Annotated in this window: 16 protein-coding genes; 10 read left to right on the top strand and 6 right to left on the bottom strand. The window is 68.9% G+C overall.

Annotated features, from left to right (window positions below; translation table 11 throughout):
* The 5 genes from JQX13_RS02455 to JQX13_RS02435 all read left to right on the top strand — a co-directional run bounded on the left by JQX13_RS02455 (window position 1) and on the right by JQX13_RS02435 (window position 6,705).
* The gene (locus JQX13_RS02455; protein ID WP_203407478.1) at window positions 1-1,611 is read left to right on the top strand and encodes an FHA domain-containing protein; all 1,611 of its coding nucleotides are present in this window, start codon (window positions 1-3) and stop codon (window positions 1,609-1,611) included.
* Between the two features lie 77 nt (window positions 1,612-1,688).
* Entirely contained in the window at window positions 1,689-2,951 is a 1,263-nt protein-coding gene (locus JQX13_RS02450) for a phospholipase D-like domain-containing protein (RefSeq protein WP_203407477.1), read from the top strand.
* Window positions 2,952-3,366: 415 nt separating this feature from the next.
* The gene (gene infC / locus JQX13_RS02445; RefSeq protein ID WP_430384148.1) at window positions 3,367-3,957 is read left to right on the top strand and encodes a translation initiation factor IF-3; all 591 of its coding nucleotides are present in this window, start codon (window positions 3,367-3,369) and stop codon (window positions 3,955-3,957) included.
* Between the two features lie 308 nt (window positions 3,958-4,265).
* A complete protein-coding gene (locus tag JQX13_RS02440) occupies window positions 4,266-4,445 on the top strand; it encodes a hypothetical protein (RefSeq protein WP_203407476.1) in 180 nt (59 codons plus the stop codon).
* 100 nt (window positions 4,446-4,545) lie between these two features.
* Window positions 4,546-6,705: a TonB-dependent siderophore receptor gene (locus JQX13_RS02435; RefSeq protein WP_239014487.1), complete on the top strand. Its 2,160-nt coding sequence runs from the start codon at window positions 4,546-4,548 to the stop codon at window positions 6,703-6,705.
* Here the strand turns inward: JQX13_RS02435 and JQX13_RS02430 are convergent.
* The 3 genes from JQX13_RS02430 to JQX13_RS02420 are packed head-to-tail and all read right to left on the bottom strand — an operon-like array spanning window position 6,693 to window position 8,823.
* The gene (locus JQX13_RS02430; protein WP_203407475.1) at window positions 6,693-8,249 is read right to left on the bottom strand and encodes a PepSY-associated TM helix domain-containing protein; all 1,557 of its coding nucleotides are present in this window, start codon (window positions 8,247-8,249) and stop codon (window positions 6,693-6,695) included. The two genes, JQX13_RS02435 and JQX13_RS02430, sit on opposite strands and share 13 nt — an antisense overlap.
* Window positions 8,246-8,533 (bottom strand): hypothetical protein, encoded by a 288-nt coding sequence (locus JQX13_RS02425; protein WP_203407474.1) that lies wholly within the window; start codon window positions 8,531-8,533, stop codon window positions 8,246-8,248. The genes JQX13_RS02430 and JQX13_RS02425 overlap by 4 nt, the downstream gene beginning before the upstream one ends.
* On the bottom strand, window positions 8,530-8,823 hold the full coding sequence (locus JQX13_RS02420; protein ID WP_203407473.1) for a hypothetical protein: 294 nt from the start codon (window positions 8,821-8,823) through the stop codon (window positions 8,530-8,532). Before JQX13_RS02420 ends, JQX13_RS02425 begins: the two co-directional genes overlap by 4 nt.
* A gap of 190 nt (window positions 8,824-9,013) precedes the next feature.
* Between JQX13_RS02420 and JQX13_RS02415 the strand changes: the two genes are divergently transcribed.
* Complete coding sequence (locus JQX13_RS02415) at window positions 9,014-10,207, top strand: ABC transporter substrate-binding protein (RefSeq protein WP_203407472.1); 1,194 nt, start codon at window positions 9,014-9,016, stop codon at window positions 10,205-10,207.
* Window positions 10,208-10,219: 12 nt separating this feature from the next.
* Here the strand turns inward: JQX13_RS02415 and JQX13_RS02410 are convergent, their stop codons facing one another.
* The 3 genes from JQX13_RS02410 to JQX13_RS02400 are packed head-to-tail and all read right to left on the bottom strand — an operon-like array spanning window position 10,220 to window position 14,252.
* On the bottom strand, window positions 10,220-11,266 hold the full coding sequence (locus tag JQX13_RS02410; protein WP_203407471.1) for a M48 family metalloprotease: 1,047 nt from the start codon (window positions 11,264-11,266) through the stop codon (window positions 10,220-10,222).
* A gap of 14 nt (window positions 11,267-11,280) precedes the next feature.
* Window positions 11,281-11,874 carry an SH3 domain-containing protein gene (locus tag JQX13_RS02405; protein WP_203407470.1) on the bottom strand — a complete coding sequence of 198 codons (594 nt, stop codon included), beginning with the start codon at window positions 11,872-11,874 and terminating at the stop codon, window positions 11,281-11,283.
* 2 nt (window positions 11,875-11,876) lie between these two features.
* A complete protein-coding gene (locus JQX13_RS02400) occupies window positions 11,877-14,252 on the bottom strand; it encodes an adenylate/guanylate cyclase domain-containing protein (RefSeq protein ID WP_343211063.1) in 2,376 nt (791 codons plus the stop codon).
* Between the two features lie 192 nt (window positions 14,253-14,444).
* Between JQX13_RS02400 and acs the strand changes: the two genes are divergently transcribed.
* The 4 genes from acs to acnA all read left to right on the top strand — a co-directional run bounded on the left by acs (window position 14,445) and on the right by acnA (window position 23,455).
* Entirely contained in the window at window positions 14,445-16,391 is a 1,947-nt protein-coding gene (gene acs / locus JQX13_RS02395) for an acetate--CoA ligase (protein WP_203407469.1), read from the top strand.
* A gap of 200 nt (window positions 16,392-16,591) precedes the next feature.
* Entirely contained in the window at window positions 16,592-19,135 is a 2,544-nt protein-coding gene (ligD, locus tag JQX13_RS02390) for a DNA ligase D (protein ID WP_239014486.1), read from the top strand.
* Between the two features lie 59 nt (window positions 19,136-19,194).
* A complete protein-coding gene (locus JQX13_RS02385; protein ID WP_203407467.1) occupies window positions 19,195-20,343 on the top strand; it encodes a cyclic nucleotide-binding domain-containing protein in 1,149 nt (382 codons plus the stop codon).
* A 379-nt stretch (window positions 20,344-20,722) separates the two neighbouring features.
* Window positions 20,723-23,455, top strand: a complete 2,733-nt coding sequence (gene acnA / locus JQX13_RS02380) for an aconitate hydratase AcnA (RefSeq protein ID WP_203407466.1) — start codon at window positions 20,723-20,725, stop codon at window positions 23,453-23,455.
* Window positions 23,456-23,561 lie beyond the last annotated feature (106 nt).

Raw genomic sequence — 23,561 nt, 5'->3', positions numbered from 1 at the left:
ATGAGCTTCCAGCTGACGATCGCCGAGGGCAAGGAGGCCGGGAAGGAGTTCGTCTTCGAGCAGGACTCCGTCCTCATCGGCCGTGTCGCCGAGTGTGACGTCGTCCTGTACGACGCGGGCATCTCCCGCCGCCACTGCCGCATCTTCTCCGAGAAGGGTGGGTACTTCGTCGAGGACCTCGGCAGCTCCAATGGCACCCGGGTCAATGGCACTCTGGTTGCGGGGAAGCAGGCGCTGGCGGAGGGCGATCAGTTGTCGCTCGGTCCGGTGGTGTTCGTCTTCAAGCCCGCGGAGGACCCGGTCACGGCGGAGGCACCGGTCCAGCAGGACGACAACAGCACGCGTATCGTGTCCGTGGAGCAGGTGGCGCGTCCGCGCAGCCGTACCCGCGGCGAGGCCCTGGCTCCCGAGGGCGCGAACGCGGAGGAGCTCGAGGAGGCCCGGCTCAACACCACCCGCCCCATCCAGGCCCTTCGCACGCCCACCCGCGCGGGAACGCAGCCCGCCCTGCCCGCGACGGCTCCCGCTCGCACATCCACCCGCGCCGGTTCCCAACCCGCCGCCCTGGCGCGTGCTCCGGACTCCGCGCCCGCGGCTCCGCCCCGCCGTCCCACCGCCAACGCGGTGGCGCGGGGTTCTCCGGCGGCTCAGGGCGGTGGAGGGTTGTCCGCCGCGGAGCGCGCCCGCATCCGGCGCGAGTCTCCCGGTCTGGTGGCCAACATCAAGCTCTTCTGGCTCGATGCGAGCCAGAACGTGCGCCGGGGCATCATCGGCGCGGGCGTGGTGGTGGCGCTGGGCCTCATGGGCCTGCTGTACTGGGTGGTGCTCGGCGGCGAGCAGAAGGTGGCGCGGGGCCCCGAGCCCACCACCCTCAGCGCCAGGCCCATCGATGATTCCTTCGGCCTGGGCGAGGGCGTGATGTGGGAGCGCTCGGATCAGAAGGTGTTCGAGTGGGAGTACACCGCCGCCACACGCGCCCTGGGCCTGCTGCACTACCAGGCGCAGGGGATTTCCGAGGGCGAGGTGGTGATCACCGTCAACGGCGTGGACCTGGGCAAGGTGCCCCCGGACACGATGGCCAGCCAGGATCGCGTCCTCGAGCTGATGATCCCCTCGGAGATGCTCAAGAAGGGCGAGGTCAACCGCATCACCTTCGACAACACGAAGAATCCTCCGGGTGAGGACTCGTGGCGCATCTGGAACATCTGGCTGGAGAAGGTGCTGCTGCCGGAGATTCCACCCGAGCAGCTGCTCGAGGAGGCGCGCAAGTCGTACGTGCGTGGCCGCAAGAACATGGAGAACGCGACGGTGGGCGCGCGCAACCGCTACGAGGCGTGGAAGTCCTTCCGCGAGGCGTGGCTGCTGCTGGAGGCCCACCCCGAGCCCAGGCCGGACCTCTACTTCGAGGCGCGCGAGCGCGTGAAGGACGCGCAGAAGGAGTTGGACCGCGTGTGCTCCAAGCTGATGCTGGAGGTGGAGGGCTACGCGAACCAGAACAACTGGCAGGCGGCCTCGGCCACGTTGGATCATACGCGCGAGTACTTCCCGGACGACTACGACCAGCCCTGCGCCCGCATGGCGGAGGTGAAGCGCGCCAACCTGGGCCTGTAGTCGTTGTGTCGGGGTTGACGCCGGCGCGGAGCTGAGCGGTTGCCGGATCGTCCGATCATTCCCACCCTTGTCTCACCATGCGTGAGCTGGAGGTGGGGATCGGCGCGGAGGCCAGGGAGCGGACCGGGGAGACACGAGAGCAGGAGGTTGGCTGCCTGCCTGCTCCAACGCCGGTGTGGAGCCCCCAGGTCTCTCCCTCGCTGCTCGCCCGCTACTACCTGCCGCGCTCGCACTCCGTCCTGCGGGGCAATGCGTGCCAGTTGCTGCGCGATGGGGTGGAGGCCTACCCGGCCATGTTGGCGGCCATCCGGGGCGCCCGCCGCTACATCCACCTCGAAACGTACATGTTCATCTCCGACGCGGTGGGGGAGCTGTTCGGAGAGGCGCTGGCGGAGGCGGCCGAGCGCGGCGTGCACGTGAAGGTGCTCTACGACGCGCTGGGCTCCTGGACGAGCCGGCGCGATTTCTTCGAGGGACTGCGCGCGCGCGGGGTGGACATCCGTCCCTTCAAGCCCTTCACCCGCCTGGGCCGGGGCCTGCGCTACCTGCTGCGGCGTGACCACCGGAAGATATTGGCGGTGGACGGTGAGGTGGCCTTCATCGGCGGGGTGAACATCTCCGCCCACTGGGCCCCCGAGGGACAGGGCGGTGCCTGGCGCGACGACGTGCTGAGGGTGGAAGGGCCGGCGGTGTACGAGCTGGAGCGCCGCTTCGTGGCCACCTGGCGCATGGCGTTCCAGGATCGCTTCCGCTCCTGGCGGGACTCGCGCCACCGGAAGCGCCAGGCCGCGCTGCGCAGGCGGGGGGAGGTGAGCCTGGCGGTGCTCTCCAGCCGTCGGAGCATCCACCGCGCCTACCTGCATGCCATCTCCCGCGCGAAGCGCAGCGTGCTGGTGGCGGCCGCGTACTTCATCCCGGACCGGAAGCTGGTGGCCGCCTTGCGCGAGGCCGCCCAGCGCGGGGTGGAGGTGAGCCTGCTGCTCAACTCGAAGGGGGACCACCCCTGGCTGGTGCACGCCACGCGCGCCTTCTACGAGAAGCTGCTCACCGCGGGCGTCCGCATCTTCGAGTGGGAGCGCTGCGTGCTGCACGCGAAGACGGCGGTGGTGGATGGGGCGTGGGGCACCATCGGCTCGTTCAACCTCGAGCGGCTGTCGCTCCTCTTCAACCATGAAGTGAACGCCGTCTTCGCGGACCCGCGGCTGGGGCGCGTGCTGGAGGAGTCCTTCCGCGGGGACTGCCAGAGCTGCCGGGAGGTGGACCTGGCGGAGTTCCGCCGCCGTCCGCTGTGGCAGAAGCTGCTCGAGCGTGTGCTGTACGCCTTCCGCAAGGTGCTCTGAGCGGGCCCAGGGCTCCTCCTCTCCGAGGAGGGGGAGGGCTCGCATCGGCCGGCCGCCGGGTTTCGGACCATCGGTTCCACGGCGGGATCACGGACCCGGCGTTATCTCTGGTATTACCGTCCTCGGTCGGGGAGAGTTCGTCGTAAGCTCTCCCTCCTATCAGGCGAGCGGGCACCTGGAGGCACTCCTACATCGGGAGGCCACAGTGTCACGCACGGGACGTGAGGAAGGGGGGCGGCCTTACGTCCGTGTCGGGCACCCTGTCATACCGAAGCGGCCTGTCCCACTTTCGGGGGGACAGGTCCAGAACCCATTTCGAAGGAGAGTCAACATCATACGCGAACAGAGAAGCAGCCGCGGCGGGAGCCGCGACCAGAGAACCAACCGCCGTATCCGCGCTCGCGAGGTCCGTGTCGTGGGCTCCGATGGCGGTCAGCTCGGCGTCATGCCCCTCGAGGCAGCGCTCGAACGGGCCCGGAGCGAGGGACTCGATCTCGTCGAGATCAGCCCCATGGCCAGTCCACCGGTCTGCAAGATCATGGACTACGGCAAGTTCAAGTACGAAGAGAAGAAGAAGGCCGCGGAAACGCGCCGTGCGCAGGTGAAGGTCGAGCTCAAGGAAGTGAAGCTCCGTCCGAAGACGGAGGATCACGACTACGAGTTCAAGGTCCGCAACATGCGCCGCTTCATCGAAGACGGGAACAAGGCGAAGGTCGTCGTCCAGTTCCGAGGGCGTGAAATCACACACCGGGAACAGGGCACCGCCATCCTGGAAGATGTGGCGAAGGACCTGAAGGACGTGGCGGTGGTGGAGCAGCCGCCCCGGATGGAAGGTCGCCTGATGTTCATGATTCTCGCCCCCACGCCGAAGGTCGCCCAGCGGGCGCGCGAGCTGGCGCGAGCGGCCGTGGCCAAGCGGACTCAGCGTGATGAGCCGTCGGAGCCCGCCCCTTCCAAGTCCCCCGAGAAGGGCGCGCAGGATGAGCAGCAGACCGCCACTCCCTGAGTGAGGACGCCCGCCACGCGGTGGACCCCCTCCACCGCGTGGGGCACGGGCGGGCTTCCAGGAGAGGCGCTTCTCTTCCGAAGAGGTGCCCCCTGACAGCATTGCCCTGGCTCACCGTGACATTGACGTCGCGGTTTGGGCCGGCGGCTCCTTCCGAGCCCGGCAGGCCCTGGGTGGCGGCTCGGGTCACGAGCAGCGAATGGGGCGACCGAGCCCACGAGTGCGGCAGTCGTGCTCGATACCGCGGACGCACCGGTGCCGCTCCGGGTGGAGGAGTACGTGACCGTGGTCTGCGGAACGGGGGACGTGTGCGAAATCCGCCGGTGCGCGCGCTCGGCGCGCTCTGGCGCGGCACCCACGTTCCCCGCGTGGCTCCGGTGGCTCATACCGCGGACGTGGCCGATCTCCTGACGCTCCCCGCGCTCTTGCTGCCGCTGTGGCTGGGCCGGGCACGTTGCCGTCGCGCCAGCGCCACGGGCCTTCGCTAGGAGTACGTTCCCGGCTTGCCTGCCTCATACGCCCATGCTAGGCCGCAGCACGTTCAGTCTCTGAATCTGCAACTTAGAATCATTCTCAAAAAGCCACGAAATGTCTCCTCCCATTCCAGATAGGCGTGTGCGGCGCTTCACCATGCAGGGCACTCTCGCGGGCGTCTCACTCCTCGTGCTCGCGACGACGGCGGTCGCGCAGGAGCAGGAGCAGGGGACGCCGCTCACCCTGGACACCGTTCATGTCGAGAGCGAGCGGGAGAGCGCCACGGGCCCTGTCGGCGGCTATGTCGCCCGGCAGAGCGCGAGCGGCACCAAGACGGACACGTCGCTCCTCGAGACGCCGCAGTCGGTCTCCGTCGTGGGCCGTGAGCAGATGGAAGCCCAGCAGGCGCAGACCATCGTCGAGGCCACGCGCTACACGCCCGGAGTCCGTTCCGAGTCGTTCGGCGCCGACTCGCGCAACGACTGGTTCCTGATGAGGGGCTTCCCCTCGCAGGAGGCGGGCTACTACCTCGACGGGTTGCAGCTCCTCTCCAGCTCCTTCTCCACCTGGAGGCTCGAGCCTTTCGGGTTGGAGCGGATCGAGGCGGTGCGAGGCCCCTCGTCGGTGCTCTACGGCGGCACCAATCCAGGCGGCCTGCTCAACCTCGTCAGCAAGCGGCCTCCCTCCGATCGGCTCCTCCATGTGGAAGCCGGCATCAACGAGTACCTCAATGGCTACGGCGCGATCGACCTCGGTGGTCCCATCGGCCAGGGCGGGCAGTGGTTCTACCGCGTGACGGGATTGGCCCGGGGTGGGAACACCCAGGTCCAGTACATCGACAACAACCGCCTCTTCGTCGCTCCGAGCGTGACCTGGAAGCCGTCCGCCGGTACGAGCCTGACCCTCCACGCCAGCTACCTGGTGGATCGCACGCGCGGCCAGAACTTCCTGCCCTACGTGGGCACCGTCGTGGACGCACCCTATGGGCGCATCCCCACGGACCTCTTCACGAGCGATCCGGACCTGGACCGCTTCAAGCGTGACCAGGCGCTGATCGGCTACGAGTTCGAGCATCGCTTCAACGGCACCTGGACGGTGCGCCAGAACCTGCGCTACGGCCACCTCTCCATCGATTTCCAGAACCTGTACGGCGTCGGGTACGAGGGCTCTCCGGCGGATGCGCGGCTCGCCCGCGGCAACTTCGTGACGACGCCCCTCGCGGAGCTGTTCACGGTCGACAATCAGGCCCAGGTGCGTTTCGACACCGGTCCGCTCCACCACACCGTGCTGTTCGGACTCGACTACAAGCACTACGCACTCGATGACGAGCAGGGATACGAGGCCGGGGCCTCGCTCGACCTTCTCGAGCCCGTCTACGTTCCCGCCACGCCCACCTCCTCGCGCTACACGCTCAACGCGGTCCGCCAGAACCAGCTCGGTGTCTACCTCCAGGACCAGCTCCGGATCGCCGATCGGTTGAACCTGGTGCTCAGCGGACGCCAGGACTGGGTGGGCATGCGGCTCGACAACGAGCTCTTTCCGACCTCGAGCTACGACGGTAGCGAGCAGGCCTTCAGTGGCCGCGCGGGCCTCATCTACACCTTCGACAGCGGCCTGGCGCCGTACGTCAGCTATGCCCGCTCCTTCAACCCGGTCGCCGGAACCACCGCGACGGGAGAGCTCTTCGAGCCCGAGCGGGGCGAGCAGCTCGAGGCGGGCATCAAGTTCCAGCCGGACGAGGTGAAGACCTCGCTCAACCTCTCCGTCTTCGAGCTGCGGCGGGAGAACTTCCTGACGACGGATGGCTCCTTCAACCAGCTGCAGATCGGCGAGGTGCGCTCGCGCGGTCTCGAGCTGGAGGCGAACGCGAGCCTGATGCAGGGGCTGAGCCTCATCGGCTCCGCCTCGCTCTACCAGCTCGAAATCACCGAGGGCGCGGACTTCGAGGTGGGCAAGGTGCCGGTGGGCGTGCCTCGGCTCCTCGCCTCCCTGTGGCTGGACTACACCCTCCAGAGCGGGGTGCTCGAGGGCCTTGGGGTAGGAGCGGGCGCGCGCCACGTGGGTGCGTCGTTCGCCGACCGTGACAACGCGTTGGAGGTGCCGGGCTTCACGCTCGTGGACGCCGGCGTCCACTACGAGAAGGGCCACTGGCAGGCGGCGGTCAACGCCTCGAACCTCCTGGACGACACGTACGTCTCGTCCTGCAGCTCCGCGACGGCCTGCTTCTACGGTGACCGGCGCCGGGCCACGTTCAAGGTCGGCTACACCTGGTAGCCACGTGGGGGCGTCTCGACGGGGGCCCGAAGGACCTCCGTCGGACGTCCCCGCGCCAGGCCTCTCGCGAGGCCGCCACAGCCCAGGGCGAGCGAGCACAGCAGCAGCTCCGAGATGAAGACGGGCGGCAGTCCTCGAGAGATCGCCGTGAACAGGTTCGCATCCCTGAAGGCCACGTCCGCGACGACGACTCCGCCGAAGAGCGTCGCGGCCCCCATGCAGAGCACGACGCCCGCCTGTCGTGAGGAGGCGCGCGGCACGAGCGTCCAGCCGACCGCGAGCGCCCAGGCCCCGAGGAACAGGCCGAACTCCCAATCGGCCCGCCGCGGGGCTTCCCACGGCAGCGCGCGGTTCGCCGCGAAATAGACCGAGGTCGCGAAGGCGAGTCCCCCGGACACGCCCACGGTCAGCCGCTCCAGGAGCCGGTTGCCCAGGTGCTCGCGCCGGCTGTCCCGGCGCTCGAGCCAGATGAGGTTGCCGGTGAGGATGACCCCGCACATGGCGAGCGCGAGCAGTGCGTAGAGCAGCTTCAACAGCAGCCCTCCATAGCGCGCATAGTGCAGATCGAAGAGCACCCGCTCGAAGGAGAAGGAGGGGGTCGCGTACTCGCGGCTCGTCGCGATCGGAGCGCCGCTCACCGAGTCGAGGAAGGCGAAGTGGTCCGCGCCGAGCGGCTCGAGCTGGAAGAAGATGCCCGCCCACGCGTTCGCGTCACCGTGGAGCTGAAGCTCGACGTAGCGGGGCGTGCCCGTGGCCCCGGGCACGGCGGCACGAGCGCGGGACACGAGCTCGTCGATGGGGCGCATGACGGCGTCCGAGTGGGCCTCCTCGCGGACGGGCTGTGCGTAGCCCGCGAGCTCGCTCACCCGCCTGGGATTTCCATCGAACACCGTGGCCGTGAGCCCCTGCCCCGCCAGGGCGGAGAGGCACAAGACGGCCCCCGTCCAGCCGAGCATCACGGTGAAGGGTAGCCCGAAGACGCCGAGCACCTTGTGCGCATCGGACGCGGAGAAGCGCGGCTTCTGTGAGGGGCGGAATCGCCACCACTGCTGGCGCAGGTCCTTGAGGTGGATCCAGAAGCCGCTGACGAGCGCGACGAGCGACGCGATGGCGATCAGGCCCGTGAGCTCCATGCCTCGCGGCACGCGGTAGAAGAAGTGCATCCAGTAGAGCTCGCTCGAGAGCCGGCTCCGCGGGGCCAGTTCCGCGCCGGTGACGGGATCGAGCCAGACTTCCCGCGGCTCGCCCGGCGAGAAGAGGTAGGCCGTGACGAAGCGTGTCTCCTCGTGCGTGAGGAAGCCCACATGCGCGCCGCGCGCGAGCGGGCCCTTCTTCGTCAGGTGGGCCATCAGCGCATCGAAGGACGGGGCCGTGCCTCCCGCGGGGGCGACGTGGAGCGCGGGCTCCTGCCAGACCTCGAGCTCCTCGCGGAACAGCGCGAAGACACCACAGAAGAAGATGACGAACAGGAACAGACTCGCGGTGACGCCCGCCCACGCGTGCAGGTCCCACTGGATGCGGAAGGTGCGAGGAGCGAGCTTCACCCGAGCCTCCGGAGCACCAGCGCGGCGGCGACGGGGCCCGCGAAGGCGAGGCACACGCCCCACGCCACGCGCCCGTTCTTCAGCAGCGGCAGCACGCACGCGAGCGTCACCCAGAGCGGCACCATCACGTGGAAGCCGATCAGATAGGCCACTTCGGGAGACACCGGCAGGAAGGCCACCAGTCCCGCGCCCACCGCGAACGCGGCGAGGGGCGCACCCAGAAGGGCGGCGAGTGTCCGCGCGAGGGTGTGTCCCGCGGCCTTGTCCTCGGCCACCGTCGTCACCCGCGGGCTCCCGCGAGGAGCGCGGGCACGAGCCCGAGCAGCCCACTCACGATGGCGACCGTCCGAGCGTGCTCGGGCCGGGGCGCCAGGACGAGCACCAGCACCGAGGCCACCGTCATGGCGAGGACGAGCGTCACGAGCAGTCCCTGTACGGCACCATACGCCGCGATGGAGGATGCCGCCGCCGCGAGCGCCGCACCCGCCGCCACCCACCGCGAGCCGCCCCGCGCCCCATTGCTCAGGAACGACACCGCCGAGACGGAGAAGGCGAGCGCCGCCAGGCTCAACATCGCCGCTCCCCGCGCCAGGGCGCACCGCCGTCATCACGGCTCTTCGGGTCGCGCGTTGGGTTCGCCGTTCGCCAGAACATGAGAATGATTTGCATTTTCAGCTGGGCCCGCTCTCCCGTCAAGCCTCGGATGTGAACGGTGGCCGGACGTTGGGGTTGTGGGAAGGGAATGGCCGTGTGAAGAAGCGCCCATGCATCGCTCACTTTCCCTGCTTCTCACCTCGCTCGCCCTGGTCATGACGGGCTGCGAGAAGAAATCCCCGCCCGCTCCCGCCACGCCCGTCACGGGTGGCTCGGCGGGTGCTCAGGCCACACCTCCAGCTGCTTCAGGTGCGCTCGTCGTGGGCGTCCTGGGGAGCCTCACGGGAGGGGAGGCCACCTATGGCATCTCCGCGCGCAATGGCATCGAGCTGGCCATCCAGGAGGCCAACACCGCGGGCGGCGTGAAGGGCAGGAAGCTGGAGACGCGCGTCTACGACAGCCAGGGCAAGCCCGAGGAGGCGGCGCAGGCGGCCACGCGACTCATCACCCAGGACAAGGTGGCCCTCATCCTGGGGGACACGGGCTCCTCCGCGTCCCTGGCGGTGGCGGAGAAGGCCCAGGCGGCTGGCGTGCCGATGATCACCCCCAGCGGCACCAACCCGGCGGTGACCCAGAAGGGCGACTCCATCTTCCGCGTCTGCTTCATCGATCCCTTCCAGGGCTCGGTGATGGCGAAGTTCGCGCGCGAGCACCTGAAGTTCGACACGATCGCCGTGCTGCGGGACAACAAGAGCGCCTACTCCATCGGTCTCGCGGACACCTTCGTCGGCAGGTTCTCCGAGCTGGGAGGGAAGATCGTCGCCGACGAGAGCTATGCGAAGGGAGACACGGACTTCCGCGCGCAGCTGACCGCCATCAAGAAGGCGAAGCCCCAGGCCATCTACATTCCCGGCTACTACAGCGACGTGGGCATCATCGCCCGCCAGGTGCGGGAGCTGGGCGTCACGGTGCCCCTGCTCGGGGGTGATGGCTGGGGCTCCGACAAGCTCTTCGAGCTGGGCGGCAGCGCGGTCGAGGGCAGCTACTTCTCCAACCACTACTCGCCGGACAACCCGGACGCTCGGACCCAGAAGTTCATCGCCGACTACAAGGCCGCCTACGGCAGCGTGCCGGACGCCATCGCGGCACTTGGCTATGACGCGGCCCGCGTGGCCGTGGAGGCGATGAAGCGGGCGCAGGACACCTCGGGCGCCGCCCTGCGCGAGGCCATCGCCTCGACGAAGGACTTCCCCGGTGTGACGGGCACCCTCAGCCTCGATGCCAATCGCAACCCGGTGAAGCCCGCCGTCATCCTCAAGGTCGGTGACGGGAAGACGGAGTTCGTCACCACCGTGGCGCCCTGACCAGCGCCCCGTTCAATCCCCGCGCGAGGCGGTGCCCGTGCGGCCCGCCTGGAGCGCGTCGCGCAGGGGAACGACCTTCGTCTGGGAGAGGTCCACGGACGTGGTGAACTCGTCGTCCGGGGCGCGCTCGCTCCACTTCGCCAGTTGCTTGCGTAGCCTCTCCTGCCGCTTCTCCTTGCGGGGGTGCTCGGTGGAGAGCCCCTTGTCCGGCAGCTTCGACAGGAAGGCCACGTACTCCTCGGGGGCGTAGCCGGCGGCCGCCATCAACTCCACGGCCTCGAGGTCGGCGGCGTACTCGTCGTCCGTGTCGAAGCCCTTCTCGAGGAGGTGCGAGACGAATCCGTCGGTGAGGGCCTTGATGGCGTTCTTGCCCAACGCGTTGAAATCCACGTTGGCCGCCAGCCCCTGGAACAGGTTCCGCAGCTCGCCGGGAGGGAGCTGTATCGGCGCGATCGCGCTCCCGATTCCCTTCACCGTGTTCACGGCCGCATCCACCCGCGCGGCCGTCACCGCGCCCTCGCATTGCTTCACGAGATACCTCTGGTACTCGTGCATCGCGTGCTTGCCGGTGATGTGGGCGATCTCGTGCGCCAGCACCCCCGCGAGCTGGGCCTCGTTGTCCAGCCGTGCGAGCAGCCCCTCGGAAACGAAGACGTAACCCCCCGGTCCGCTCACCGCGTTGACGCCCTCGGACTGGAGCACTCCGAAGGTCCAGGGGAGGTTCGGCCGGCTCGACTGGGCCGCGAGGTTCTTTCCAATCTTGTTGAGCTGCACGTGCAGCGCACGGGCATCTGACCGGTTCGTGAGCCCTCCTCCCTGGCTCACCCAGTTGACGCTCACCGCGCCACCGAAGGCGGTCTCTTCCTCGAAGGAGACGGTGCGGGCCCTCAACGCATCGCAGTCCTTCTTCATCTCGTCGGCACGTTGGAAGGACTTCGAGTTGTCCTCCATGACCCGCCCGACCTTCCCGAGCGTGCCACCGGAGTTGCTCGCGAATCGCTGGAACCGTGCGCAGCCCGGAAGGCCACTGAGTACCAGGCACGCCACGAGGAATTTCATCCGACGCCGGTCCATCACTTGCGCCCCCTCTTCGACGACGTGCGGTTGCCCGGCTTCGCGGAGGAGCGGCTCGCCACCTCGGGCCGGCCCACCACCTCGGGCAGCCCGCCCGCGCGGGCGTACTCGGCCACCTGGGTCTCGTCGATGGATTTGGCGAGCGACTCGAGCGCGATGAGCTGCTGGACGCTCTCGGGCCGGCTCAGCGACTTGCCGTACTCGATGGCCCCGGGCCCCAGCGCCTTGACGGCCGCGCCCGAGGAGGCGAAGGCCTCGGGGGACAGCGGCTTGCCAGGGTTCTTGCTGGTGACCTCCAGCGAGGGCGGCGAGACCGCGAGGTTGGCCTGGTAGATGAATCCCTGGACGGGGGCCTTCTTGTCCGCCGACACCGTCACCTTGCACCAGGGCGTGCTGCCCTCGCGGCCGTTGTACGTCACCTGCTTGCCGGGTTGCAGCACCACGAGCGTGTTCGCGGTGGGGCTGCTCGAGGCCTTCAGGTGGGTGTTCTTCGCCTTGATGTACAGCGTGCCCCCGGGCGGCACGGCGAGGGCCGTGCCACTGGTGGCCACGCACGCCAGTGCCAGCAACGTGGGGAGTCTCTCGAGTTTCACGGTCACTTCTCCAGGCTGGCCACCCCGTCGAAGGGGAGGGCGGGAGGATTCAACGCGTAACGCCTGCACCGCGCAAGGAGTGCCCTGCTGGGACCATCCTCCGCGTCCGCCGCGAGCGCCTCCTCCAGCACGAGGGCCGCCTCCTCGAAGCGCGCTTCCCGGTAGAGCGCGAGTGCCCGGTGGTAGCGCTCCACGGTGGTGCGCTTCGCCGCGGGCAGCTCTCCAGCGCGCGCCAGCAGCTCGTACACGGTCACCGCCTCCTCCTTGCCCGCCACCTTCACCCGGTCCAGCTCCCGTGCCTCGATGTGCTCGCGCGCCATTTCGTAGGTGCGCGGGCCGATCATGATGACCGAGCCGTAGGCCTTGTTGGCGCCCTCCAGCCGGGAGGCGAGGTTCATCCCATCCCCGATGGCGGTGTAGTCGAGCAGGTGCTCGCTGCCGAAGTTCCCCACGAACATCTCCGCGGAGTTGAGGCCGATGCGGGTGTAGACGTCCGGCAGGCCCTCCTTCTGGAGCTCGGCGCGGAGGGCATCCACCTCGGCGCGCACGGCGAGCGCGGCGTGGCAGGCGCGCACCGCGTGGTCCGGCATGTCCAGCGGTGCGCCGAAGAGGCACACCACCGCGTCGCCGATGTACTTGTCCAGGCAGGCCCCGTGCGCCATCAGCACCGAGCTCACCCGGGTGAGGTAGCGGTTGAGCAGGGCCACCAGCGCCTTCGGGTCGTCCTTGAAGCGCTCGCTGAAGGAGGAGAAGCCGCGGATGTCGGAGAAGAAGGCGGTGATCTCCCGCGTCTCTCCTTCCAGCGAGGGGAGCTTCTGCTGCTCCACGAGCTGATCCACCAGCGTCTTGTCCAGGAAGCGGTTGAAGGCCTGGCGCAGCCGCTCGCGCTCCCGGTTGGCGAACATGTGGTTGAAGGCGATCGCCGACAGCGAGGCGACCTCCCCCGCGTAGATGGGCATGGCGCTCAGCACGTGCACCCGGCCGTGCTCGAGGAACAGCCCGGTGACGAGGAAGAGGCCGAAGAAGAGCAGCAGCGGCCAGGCGATCTCCAGCGCCGGCGCGCGCACGAGCGTGATGAGCGTCACGGAGAAGAGCGCCACCCCGAAGGTGAGCAGGAGCGACATCCAGAAGGGCGCCTCGGTGATGAAGCCGCCGGACAGGAGCGCCTCCAGCATCACCGCGTGTTTGACGAGGCCGGGGGAGTCGCTCTGGAAGGGCGTGGCCTTCACGTCGCTCGTGCCCAGCGACAGCCCGCCCACCAGCACCACCTTGTCGCGGAACGTGCCCTCGGGGATGGCCGGCACGTAGGGCGTGCCCTTCGCCCGGTGCTCCTCGCGGCGGGCCCAGTCCTCCAGCACCGCGTACACACTCAGCGCCTCGAAGCGGTCCTTCCACGCGCCGCCGAAGTCCAGCTCCGCGCTGCCGTCCGGGTTGATGGGCAGCTCGCGGGAGCCGATCTTCAGCCTGCCCGGTGTCAGCTCGACGCGCTCGGCGCCGAAGATGTCCGCCGCGGCGGCCAGTGACAGCGTGGCATAGGTGTTGGCGCCGTCCGAGTAGGCGAAGCGCGTGCGGCGCAGGCGCCCGTCCCCGTCCTCCTCCAGCACGACGAGCCCGAAGCCCGGTGTGGTGCGTACCAGGCCGGGCAGGGGCTGCACCGGGTGGCGCTGTTCCAACGAGGGCAGGGACAGGCCGGGGTGGTGCACGGGAAAGGCGAGCGCCCGCGCCACTTCTTCCCGCGTCAGGGGCGGAGAGCCCTCCGTCTCCACGAAGTCGTCCCCGGCGGCGACGCCCGTGGGCACGGCCTCGACGAAGTCCTCTCCCTCCTCGCTGACGGGGCTGACTTCCGATGCTGGGGCCGGGCGTGGTGTGGGCACCCGAGGCAGGCGGTTGACCGGCTCCACCCGGGGCAGGGAGGGCTGGCCCGCGTTGATGCTGAAGCCGAGCGTGAGGGGAATGCCGCGCTCCTCCAGCACCTGCGCCAGGGCGAGGTCATTGCTCTCATCGGTGCCCCGCTCGTCCATCACGCCGTCGAAGACGATGGCGCGGGCGCCCTGGTCCACGAGGTGCTCGAAGACGCGCGCCCACAGGTTGCGCGAGTAGGGATAGACGCCGTAGTTGCGCACGTACTGCTCGTTGTCGCGGATGCCCTGCAGCGTCTTGTCGTCGATGCCGACGATGACCACGTCCCTCGAGCGCGGATGGCCTCCGGTGAAGAAGGTGAGGCCCTGGTCGTAGGCGCCGAGCTCGGCGTCGCTCATCCGCAACAGGTCGTACTTCTGGCAGAGCGCGGCGCCCCCGGTGGCGAGCACGGCCACCAGGAGCATGAACTTCCAGCTGTTGCGCAGCCGCAGGATCAGGACGCGAAGGAAGGGCTTCACGGGTGGGCTCGCTTGGGACGGTGCGTCATGTACCCGACATGTTACGGAAGGTAACGCCCGTTTCCGCGCGTGACGTCTCGACGCGCCGCGTCCAGAGCGCAACCCTCTGGAAGAAGGTGGATTTCAAGCCGGGCATGGTGCTTGCCTCAGGCGCGTTGAATTCACACAACCCTACCCCAGGGGGAGACCATCATGCTTCTCGCTCCGAAGGAGCCCATTACCGCGGGCGCTCGCGTGAAGAGCCTCGAGGAGTACCAGCGCCTCTATCGCCAGAGCATCGAGGATCCCGTTGGATTCTGGGGTGCTCAGGCGAAGCGGCTCGACTGGTTCCACCCGCCGCAGAACGTGTTCGACGCGGACATGGAGGAGGTGGACTTCTCCTGGTACGGCGGTGGCAAGCTCAACGCCTGTCACAACGCGGTGGATCGGCACCTGCAGAAGCAGCCGGACAAGGTGGCCATCATCTGGGCCGCCAACGAGCCCGGGAAGTACGAGCGCATCACCTACCGCGAGCTCAAGCACCAGGTGGCGCGCGTGGCCAACGTGCTCAAGGCGCACGGCGTGCAGAAGGGTGACCGCGTCTGCATCTACATGCCCATGACGCCCGCGGTGGCCTACACCATGCTGGCGTGCGCGCGCATCGGCGCGGTGCACTCGGTGGTGTTCGCCGGCTTCTCCGCCGAGTCCCTGCGCGACCGCATCCTCGACTCGGGGGCGCGCATCGTCGTCACCGCCAACGAGGCGCCGCGTGGCCCCAAGGCCGTGCCCCTCAAGTCCATCGTGGACCAGGCGCTCGACGGCCTCACCCAGGTGGAGACGGTGCTCGTCAGCCGCCGCACCGACACGTCCGTGGCCATGAAGGCCGGGCGCGACAAGTTCCTCGAGGACGAGATGGTGAAGCACCGCTCCACCTGCCCGGTGGAGTGGATGTCCAGCGAGGATCCGCTCTTCATCCTCTACACCTCGGGCAGCACCGGGAAGCCCAAGGGCGTGATGCACACCACCGCCGGCTATCTCGTCTACGCGTCGATGACGCACGAGTACGTCTTCGACATCCACCCGGACGACGTCTACTTCTGCAGCGCCGACGTGGGTTGGATTACCGGCCACAGCTATCTCATCTACGGCCCGCTGCTCAACGGCGTGACGACGGTCATCTTCGAGTCCACGCCGATGTACCCGGACGCGAGCCGCATGTGGCAGGTGGTGGACGACCTGAAGGCGACCATCCTCTACACGTCTCCCACGGCCCTGCGCGCGCTCATCCGCGAGGGCGATGAGTGGGTGAAGAAGACCTCGCGCAAGAGCCTGCGCATCCTCGGCACGGTGGGCGAGCCCATCAACCCCGAGGTGTGGCGCTGGTACCACGACGTGGTGGGCGAGGGCCGCTGCGATGTGGTGGACACCTGGTGGCAGACGGAGACGGGCGGCATCCTGATCACCCCGCTCCCCGGCGCCACGCCCACCAAGCCCGGCAGCGCCACCTTCCCGTTCTTCGGCATCGAGCCGGTGCTGGTGGACGAGAAGGGCAACGTCATCGAGGGCAATGGCGTCTCCGGCAACCTGTGCCTCAAGCGCCCCTGGCCCGGTCAGGCCCGCACCATCTGGGGCGACCACCGGCGCTTCCGCGAGACGTACTTCTCCACGTACCCGGGCATGTACTTCACGGGTGACGGCTGCCGCCGCGACGAGGACGGCTACTACTGGATCACCGGCCGCGTGGACGACGTGCTCAACGTGTCCGGCCACCGGTTGGGCACGGCGGAGATCGAGAGCGCGCTGGTGGCGCACGACGTGGTGGCCGAGGCCGCCGTGGTGGGTTTCCCGCACGACATCAAGGGCACGGGTATCTGCGCGTACGTGACGGTGAAGAGCGGGCAGGACCTGAACTCGGAGCAGCTGGTGGGCGCCCTCAAGGAGCAGGTGCGCCGCATCATCGGCCCGCTGGCCACGCCGGATCGCATCCGCGTGGTGAGTGGTCTGCCGAAGACGCGCTCGGGGAAGATCATGCGCCGCATCCTCCGCAAGGTCGCCGAGGGCCAGACGGACAGCCTGGGTGACACCACCACGCTGGCCGAGCCTCAGGTGGTGGATGAGATCCTCCAGCTCGAGCAGAAGGAGTCCTCCAAGTCGCGCTGAGCCGTCCCGCGAGACAGTACCCAGAGTAGGGTAGGAAGCGAGCGGAAGACCTGATGGGTCTTCCACTCGGCTTGACGATCGAGGTAGAGGAAGCGGGCGGCGGAGGACCCCCGGTCAGGCTTTTGCCGGGCGGGCCGAGCGTGCTGACCCTTGAGGGGATGGCGACCTCGAGACGATCCAGGACTTCCGCTCGTGAGCGCTTGGGGACGTACCGCGCCAGGCGTGACTTCTCCCTGACTTCGGAGCCCGCGCCGGAGGCCACGGCTTCACGTCATGGCTCCAGCCCGATCTTCGTGGTGCACAAGCACGATGCCACCCGGCTGCACTATGACCTGCGGCTGGAGATCGACGGCGTGCTCGTGAGCTGGGCCATCCCCAAGGGCCCCAGCTACGACCCGGCCGACAAGCGGCTCGCGGTCCAGACCGAGGACCACCCCCTGGCCTATGCCTCCTTCGAGGGCCACATCCCCGAGGGCGCCTATGGGGCGGGGGATTCGCTCCTGTGGGAGTCGGGCACCTTCGACACGGTGCCGCCGGGCCAGGCCTCCGAGCAGCTCGCGCGGGGACGTCTCCACGTGGCGCTGAACGGAGAGAAGCTGAAGGGTGGGTGGCACCTCATCCGCACGCGCCCGGTGGGGAAGAAGGCGCAGTGGCTGTGCTTCAAGGCCAAGGATGGCACCGAGCGGCCCGGCTACGACGTCACGGAGGAGCGCCCCGAGTCCGTGAAGTCCGGCCAGCGCGTCACCCAGGGGCCCCGCCGTACCCGTCGTACCGCCGCCCCGCCCACGCGAGCCAAACGTCCCGCGCGTCGCAAGGCGCGGGCCCGTACGCCCGAGGCGCTCCTCGAGAAGGTCTGGGCACCCATGCTGGCCACGCTGGCCCAGGTGGATGCCACCGAGGGGAACGACTGGCGCTTCGAGGTGAAGTACGACGGCTTCCGCGCGCTCGCGGCCGTTCAGGGTGAGCGGAGCGCCCTCCAGTCGCGGGGCGGGAAGGATCTGTCCGCGCGCTTCCCGGCCATCGCCCGGGCGCTCGAGGCGCTGAGCGGGCACGAGGTGGTGGTGGATGGGGAGATCGTCGCCCTGGATGCCCAGGGACGCTCGCGCTTCCAGTTGCTCGGAAAAGGGGCCGAGGAGCGCTTCGTCATCTTCGACGTGCTGTGGCTCGATGGGGAGGACGTGCGCTCCCTTCCGTTGGATGAGCGCCGGGAGCGGCTCGAGCGGCTCCTCGCGCGCGGGAGGCCTCCGCTGGAGCTCGCCGAGCGGGTGGAGGGCAGCGCGAAGAAGGCCCTGGCGGCGGCGAGGCGGCGCGGGCTGGAAGGGGTCATGGCCAAGCGCGTGGACAGCCCCTACACCCCGGGTCGCGGCGCCGACTGGCTCAAGCTCAAGGTGCAGGCCAACCAGGAGGTGGCCATCGTGGGCTTCACGCCCATGGCCAACGAGCGGCCGGAGCTTGGCTCGCTGCTGGTGGCGGTGCGTGAGGGCGACAGCTGGCACTACGCGGGCAAGGTGGGCACGGGCTATTCCACGAAGGTGCGGCGCGAGCTGCGCACGCTCCTGTCGCGCGACGTGGTGAAGAGGCCGCCGGTGGAGGGTGCCCCCCTCGTGCGGGACGCCCTGCACAACGAGGAGGCGTTCTGGGTGAAGCCCCGCTACGTGGCCCAGGTGGCCTTCACCGAGTGGACCGAGGACGGCCGCCTGCGCCACCCGTCCTTCCAGGGGCTGCGCACCGACAAGCGTCCCGAGGAGTGCGTACGGGAACAGCCGCGCAGTACGCCCGTGCGTGCCACGCGAGGCCCCCACCGGCGGACGGGGACCAAGGCTCGCAAGAGCACGCGGGCCGTGGGCCGGACCGCCGTGGCCCGGATGAAGACCCCGGCTGCGCCCAGCGCGGCGCCCGTGGTGCTCACCCACGGCGACCGGGTGCTCTTCCCCGAGCCGGGCTTCACCAAGGCGGACGTGTTCGCCTACTTCCGGGACGTGGCGCCCCTGATGGTTCCGGCGCTCGAGGGCCGTCCGCTCGCGCTCCAGCAGTGGCCCCGGGGCGTGGACGCGCCCGGCTTCTTCCGCCAGGAAGTGCGAGGCGCGCCGGACTGGCTCACCACCGTGTGCATCCACCACGAGACCCGCTCGTTCACCCACGTGGTGGTGGATCGGCCCGAGTCACTGTCGTGGCTCGCCAACCAGTCGGCCCTCACGCTGCATACCTGGTCCAGCCGGGTGCCGCGCCTGGAGGAGCCGGACTGGGTGGTATTCGATCTCGACCCCGGACCGGGGGGCACCTTCGACGACCTCATCCAGCTGGCCACCGCCTTGCGGCGCCACCTGGAGAAGCTGGAGCTGACGAGCGTGCCCAAGACGTCCGGCAAGCGGGGCCTGCATGTGCTGGTGCCGCTCGCCCCCGGCCATACCTACGCGCGGGTGCGGGAGTTCGCGCTGGAGAGCTTCGAGGTGCTCGCCCGGGAGCATCCGGCACTGGCCACCACGGAACGCTCCAAGGAGCGGCGCCAGGGCAGGCTGTACCTGGATGCCGAGCAGAACGCCTGGGGCAAGACGGTGGTGGCGCCGTACTCCCTGCGTGCGCTGCCACACGCTCCGGTGTCCACGCCCCTGGCCTGGTCCGAGGTGACGCCACGGTTGGACCCCCGACGTTTCACTCTTGCTACGGTGTTGCGACGTCTGGACAAGGTAGGAGACCTGTTCGCTCCGGCGCTGGCCGGCGGGCAGAAGCTCCCGGTACGTTGAACCCCCTGGGCAATCTTCGGGGGGGTGGTAGCGTGCGGCGCTCGTGAGCGTGAGCACGGATGATTGACGCATCGGACAAGCATCTTTCGCAGCGGGAACTGGCCGGACAACTGGCGGCCCGTGGGCGGGTGGACCTGGCGGTCGCCGAGTTCCGGCAGCTCGAGCAACAGGGGAAGACCGAGGCCGCCGCCGCCGGCTACGAGGCCCTCGCGAGGGCCTGGGCCCAGGGCAGTCAGCTCCTGCGTGCCATCGTGGCGTGCAAGGAGTTGCTGCGGGTCGATCCGCGGCACACACGCACACAGGCCTTCATCGCGAACCTCTACGCGCGCTACTCCACACCACCCCTGGAGGGCACGGGGGACACGGTCTCCGCCGAGCTCGATCTGCTCCCGGAGCGGGAGGACCCGGTGGCGGTGCCCATCTTCTCGATGCTGTACCGGGATGCGTTCGTGGCGCTGCTCGAGGCGGTGGACGTCCGGGTGTATGGGATCGGCCAGCCGGTGATGCGCGAGGGAGACCCGGGCGCCTCCATGTTCTTCATGGTGGAGGGGCGGGGCGACGTCATGCGGCTGCTGGAGGGCCGGGGACCGCAGGAGGGGCCGGTGGTGGACGGCTGGGTCTTCGGGGAGATGGCGCTCATCACCGAGGGGCCCCGGTTCTCGACCGTGATGCCCTCGGTGCCGTCGGTGCTGCTGGAGCTGACGCGGGCGCGGCTGGCGGAGCTCTCCAAGCGGCACCCGTTGGTGGAGCGGGTGGTGCAGGCCTTCTGCCGCAAGCGCGCGGCGGACAACCTCTTGCGCACCCATCCCATCTTCTCGCCCCTGCGCTTCGAGCAGCGGCGGCTGTTGGCTCGCGAGTTCCAGCTCCATCGGGTGCCGGCGGGGACGACGCTGCTCACCGCCGGGACGATGGGGGATGCCCTCTACCTGCTGCTGCGTGGCCGGTGCACCCCGTACCACGTGCACCCGGACGGACGGGAGTCGCCCTATCCGGTGCTGCGCGAGGGCGATGTGTTCGGGGAGATCTCCCTCATGCTGGACAAGCCGGTGACGGCCATGGTGCGGGCGGACGTCCCGTGTGTGTTGCTGCGGCTGGACCGGTCGGCCTTCGAGCGCCACATCTACAACCAACCGGGCATGCGGGACGCGCTGATGCAGATTGGCGCCGAGCGTCTCCAGCGCACGGCGCGTCTGCTCGCGGACCGGTAGCCGGACGGTTCAGAAGGCCACGCGCAGCGTGCGCAGGGCTGGTGCGCATCAAGAAGTTGTAGGTCGGAGACGTCTGAACGGAAGCGGCTGCCGTGCTCATGGAGGGGCGCCCTGGTGGACGGAGGGATGTGACAAACCCGTCAGGACGGGATTTCCACCAGGTCGCCTGCCTGGGCCGCTCGCGAGTGGGTTCCCTCCATGTAGGAGTGGTGAACCAACCCGGACGGTCTGTGAAGTTTCCCCAACCGTCCGCCCCTGGAATCTGCCCCGCAGGATCTCTTTGCAAGCGGCGTTCGACGCGCCTAGAAGACCCTCGATTCCAGATTCCCGATTCCGGCAAATCGGTCCTCAGCGGACGGAAGGAAGGACGGCACTCACAATGACGGACAGTTTCAAGAGCAAGAGCCAACTCACGGTGGGCTCTGCGTCGTACGAGTTCTACAGCCTCGCCAAGGTGGGCAAGGACCACGCCTCGGTCGCGCGCCTGCCCTTCTCGCTGAAGATCCTGCTCGAGAACCTGCTGCGCAACGAGGATGGCCGTGTGGTGAAGCGCGAGCACGTGGAGAAGATGCTCGCCTGGAACCCGAAGGCCGATCCGGACACGGAGATCTCCTTCCACCCGGCGCGCGTGCTGCTGCAGGACTTCACCGGCGTGCCCGCGGTGGTGGACCTGGCCGCCATGCGCGAGGCGCTCGCCTCCATGGGAGGTGATCCGGCGAAGATCAACCCGCGCAACCCGGCGGACCTGGTCATCGACCACTCGTTCCAGGTGGACGTGTTCGGCACCTCGGACGCCTTCCGGGCCAACGCCGAGCTCGAGTTCGACCGCAACAAGGAGCGCTACGCGTTCCTGCGTTGGGGCCAGAACGCGTTCAAGAACTTCCGCGTGGTGCCCCCCGACGTGGGCATCTGCCACCAGGTGAACCTGGAGTACCTGGCCCAGGTGGCCTTCCGCCAGGGCAACGTGGTGTGCCCCGACACGCTGGTGGGCACCGACAGCCACACCACCATGGTCAACGGCCTGGGCGTGGTGGGCTGGGGCGTGGGCGGCATCGAGGCGGAGGCGGCGCTGCTCGGCCAGCCCATCACCATGCTGATTCCGCAGGTGGTGGGCTTCAAGCTGACCGGCCAGCTCCCGGCGGGCGCCACGGCGACCGACCTGGTGCTCACCGTCACGCAGATGCTCCGCAAGAAGGGCGTGGTGGGCAAGTTCGTCGAGTTCTTCGGCGACGGCCTCAAGAGCCTGTCGCTGCCGGACCGCGCCACCATCGCCAACATGGCGCCCGAGTACGGTGCCACCATCGGCTTCTTCCCGGTGGACGAGGAGAGCCTCAACTACCTGCGCTTCACCGGCCGTCCGCCGGAGCTCGTCGCGCTGGCCGAGGCCTACTTCAAGGAGCAGGGCCTCTTCCGCACCGACAGCACCCCGGAGCCGGTCTTCACGGACACGCTGGAGCTGGACCTGTCCACGGTCGTCCCGAGCCTCGCCGGCCCCAAGCGCCCGCAGGATCGCGTGACGCTCAAGGACATGAAGTCCGCCTACGAGAAGTCGCTGGTGGAGATGCTGGCGGCGGGCAAGAGCAAGGGCGAGGACGACGAGGGGGGTGGCAAGGCCAAGGCCGCCGCGGCCCCGGTGCCTCCCGAGCGTCTCAAGCAGACCGTCACCGTCAAGGCCGGCAACCAGAGCTACGAGCTGGGCCACGGCGCGGTCGTGATCGCCTCCATCACCTCGTGCACCAACACCTCCAACCCGGCGGTGCTGCTGGGCGCGGGCCTGCTCGCGAAGAAGGCGGTGGAGCGCGGCATCAACGTGAGGCCCTGGGTGAAGACGAGCCTGGCCCCGGGCAGCCGCGTGGTGACGGACTACCTCAAGGAATCGGGCCTCATGCCCTACCTGGAGGCGCTCGGCTTCCACGTGGTGGGCTACGGCTGCGCCACGTGCATCGGCAACTCGGGCCCGCTGCCGGACCCGGTGGCGGATGCCGTCACCTCGGGTGACCTGGTGGTGGCCGCGGTGCTCAGCGGCAACCGCAACTTCGAGGGCCGCATCAACCCGCACGTGCGCATGAACTACCTGGCCTCGCCGCCGCTGGTGGTGGCGTACGCGCTGGCCGGTGAGGTGGGCAAGGACCTGGACAACGAGCCGATCGGCACGGACCGCAACGGCCGCCCGGTATTCCTCAAGGACATCTGGCCCTCGGCCGAGGAGATCCGTCAGGCCATCTCCACCTCGGTGAAGCCGGAGCAGTTCCGCAGCCAGTACTCGCGCGCCATGGAGGGCGACCAGCTCTGGCAGCAGCTCCCGTCGGGTGGCAGCAACACGTTCCAGTGGGATCCCAAGTCCACCTACGTGCGCAAGCCGACCTTCCTGGAGAACATCCCGGCCGAGCCCAAGCCGCTCACGGACATCAAGGCCGCGCGGGTGCTCGCGGTGCTGGGTGACTCCGTCACCACGGACCACATCTCGCCCGCGGGCAACATCGCCAAGACGAGCCCGGCGGCGAAGTACCTCATGGAGCAGGGCGTGGAGCCGAAGGACTTCAACTCCTACGGCGCGCGTCGCGGCAACCACGAGGTGATGGTGCGCGGCACCTTCGCCAACATCCGCCTGAAGAACCTGCTGGTGCCGGGCGTGGAAGGTGGCGTCACCGTCCACATCCCCACGCGCGAGCGGATGAGCATCTACGACGCGTCCATGAAGTACCAGCAGGACGGCACGCCGCTGGTGGTGCTGGCCGGCGCCGAGTACGGCACGGGCTCCAGCCGTGACTGGGCGGCCAAGGGCACGGCGATGCTGGGCATCAAGGCGGTCATCGCCAAGAGCTTCGAGCGCATCCACCGCTCGAACCTGATCGGCATGGGCGTGCTGCCGCTGCAGTTCGAGGCGGGCCAGGACGCGCAGAGCCTGGGCCTGACGGGTCACGAGACGTTCGAGATCACCGGCATCTCGACGGATCTGGCGCCGCAGAAGAAGCTCACGGTGAAGGCGACGGGCGAGGGCGGCACGAAGGAGTTCACGGTGCTGTGCCGCATCGACACGCCGAACGAGCTCGACTACTACCGCCACGGCGGCATCCTGCTCTACGTGATGCGTCAGCTGGCCAAGGCCTGAGCGAGCTCCACCCCTCCTCCCTCTCCCTCCGGGAGAGGGCCGGGGTGAGGGTGATTGAAGTCCACAGCGGCCCGGTGTGCCCCGAGAGGCGCGCCGGGCCGTTGTC

The organism is Archangium violaceum (assembly GCF_016859125.1).
GTDB classification, from domain to species: Bacteria; Myxococcota; Myxococcia; order Myxococcales; family Myxococcaceae; genus Archangium; species Archangium violaceum_A.
This window is presented reverse-complemented; position numbering and strand designations above follow the sequence as displayed.

Excerpts from the sequence above, each read along its gene's own strand:
- JQX13_RS02455 (WP_203407478.1), top strand. The coding sequence starts at position 1 with ATGAGCTTCCAGCTGACGATCGCCGAGGGCAAGGAGGCCGGGAAGGAG.
- JQX13_RS02450 (WP_203407477.1), top strand. The coding sequence starts at position 1,689 with ATGCGTGAGCTGGAGGTGGGGATCGGCGCGGAGGCCAGGGAGCGGACC.
- JQX13_RS02435 (WP_239014487.1), top strand. The coding sequence starts at position 4,546 with ATGTCTCCTCCCATTCCAGATAGGCGTGTGCGGCGCTTCACCATGCAG.
- JQX13_RS02420 (WP_203407473.1), bottom strand. The coding sequence starts at position 8,823 with ATGTTGAGCCTGGCGGCGCTCGCCTTCTCCGTCTCGGCGGTGTCGTTC.
- JQX13_RS02415 (WP_203407472.1), top strand. The coding sequence starts at position 9,014 with ATGCATCGCTCACTTTCCCTGCTTCTCACCTCGCTCGCCCTGGTCATG.
- JQX13_RS02410 (WP_203407471.1), bottom strand. The coding sequence starts at position 11,266 with ATGAAATTCCTCGTGGCGTGCCTGGTACTCAGTGGCCTTCCGGGCTGC.
- acs (WP_203407469.1), top strand. The coding sequence starts at position 14,445 with ATGCTTCTCGCTCCGAAGGAGCCCATTACCGCGGGCGCTCGCGTGAAG.
- JQX13_RS02385 (WP_203407467.1), top strand. The coding sequence starts at position 19,195 with ATGATTGACGCATCGGACAAGCATCTTTCGCAGCGGGAACTGGCCGGA.
- acnA (WP_203407466.1), top strand. The coding sequence starts at position 20,723 with ATGACGGACAGTTTCAAGAGCAAGAGCCAACTCACGGTGGGCTCTGCG.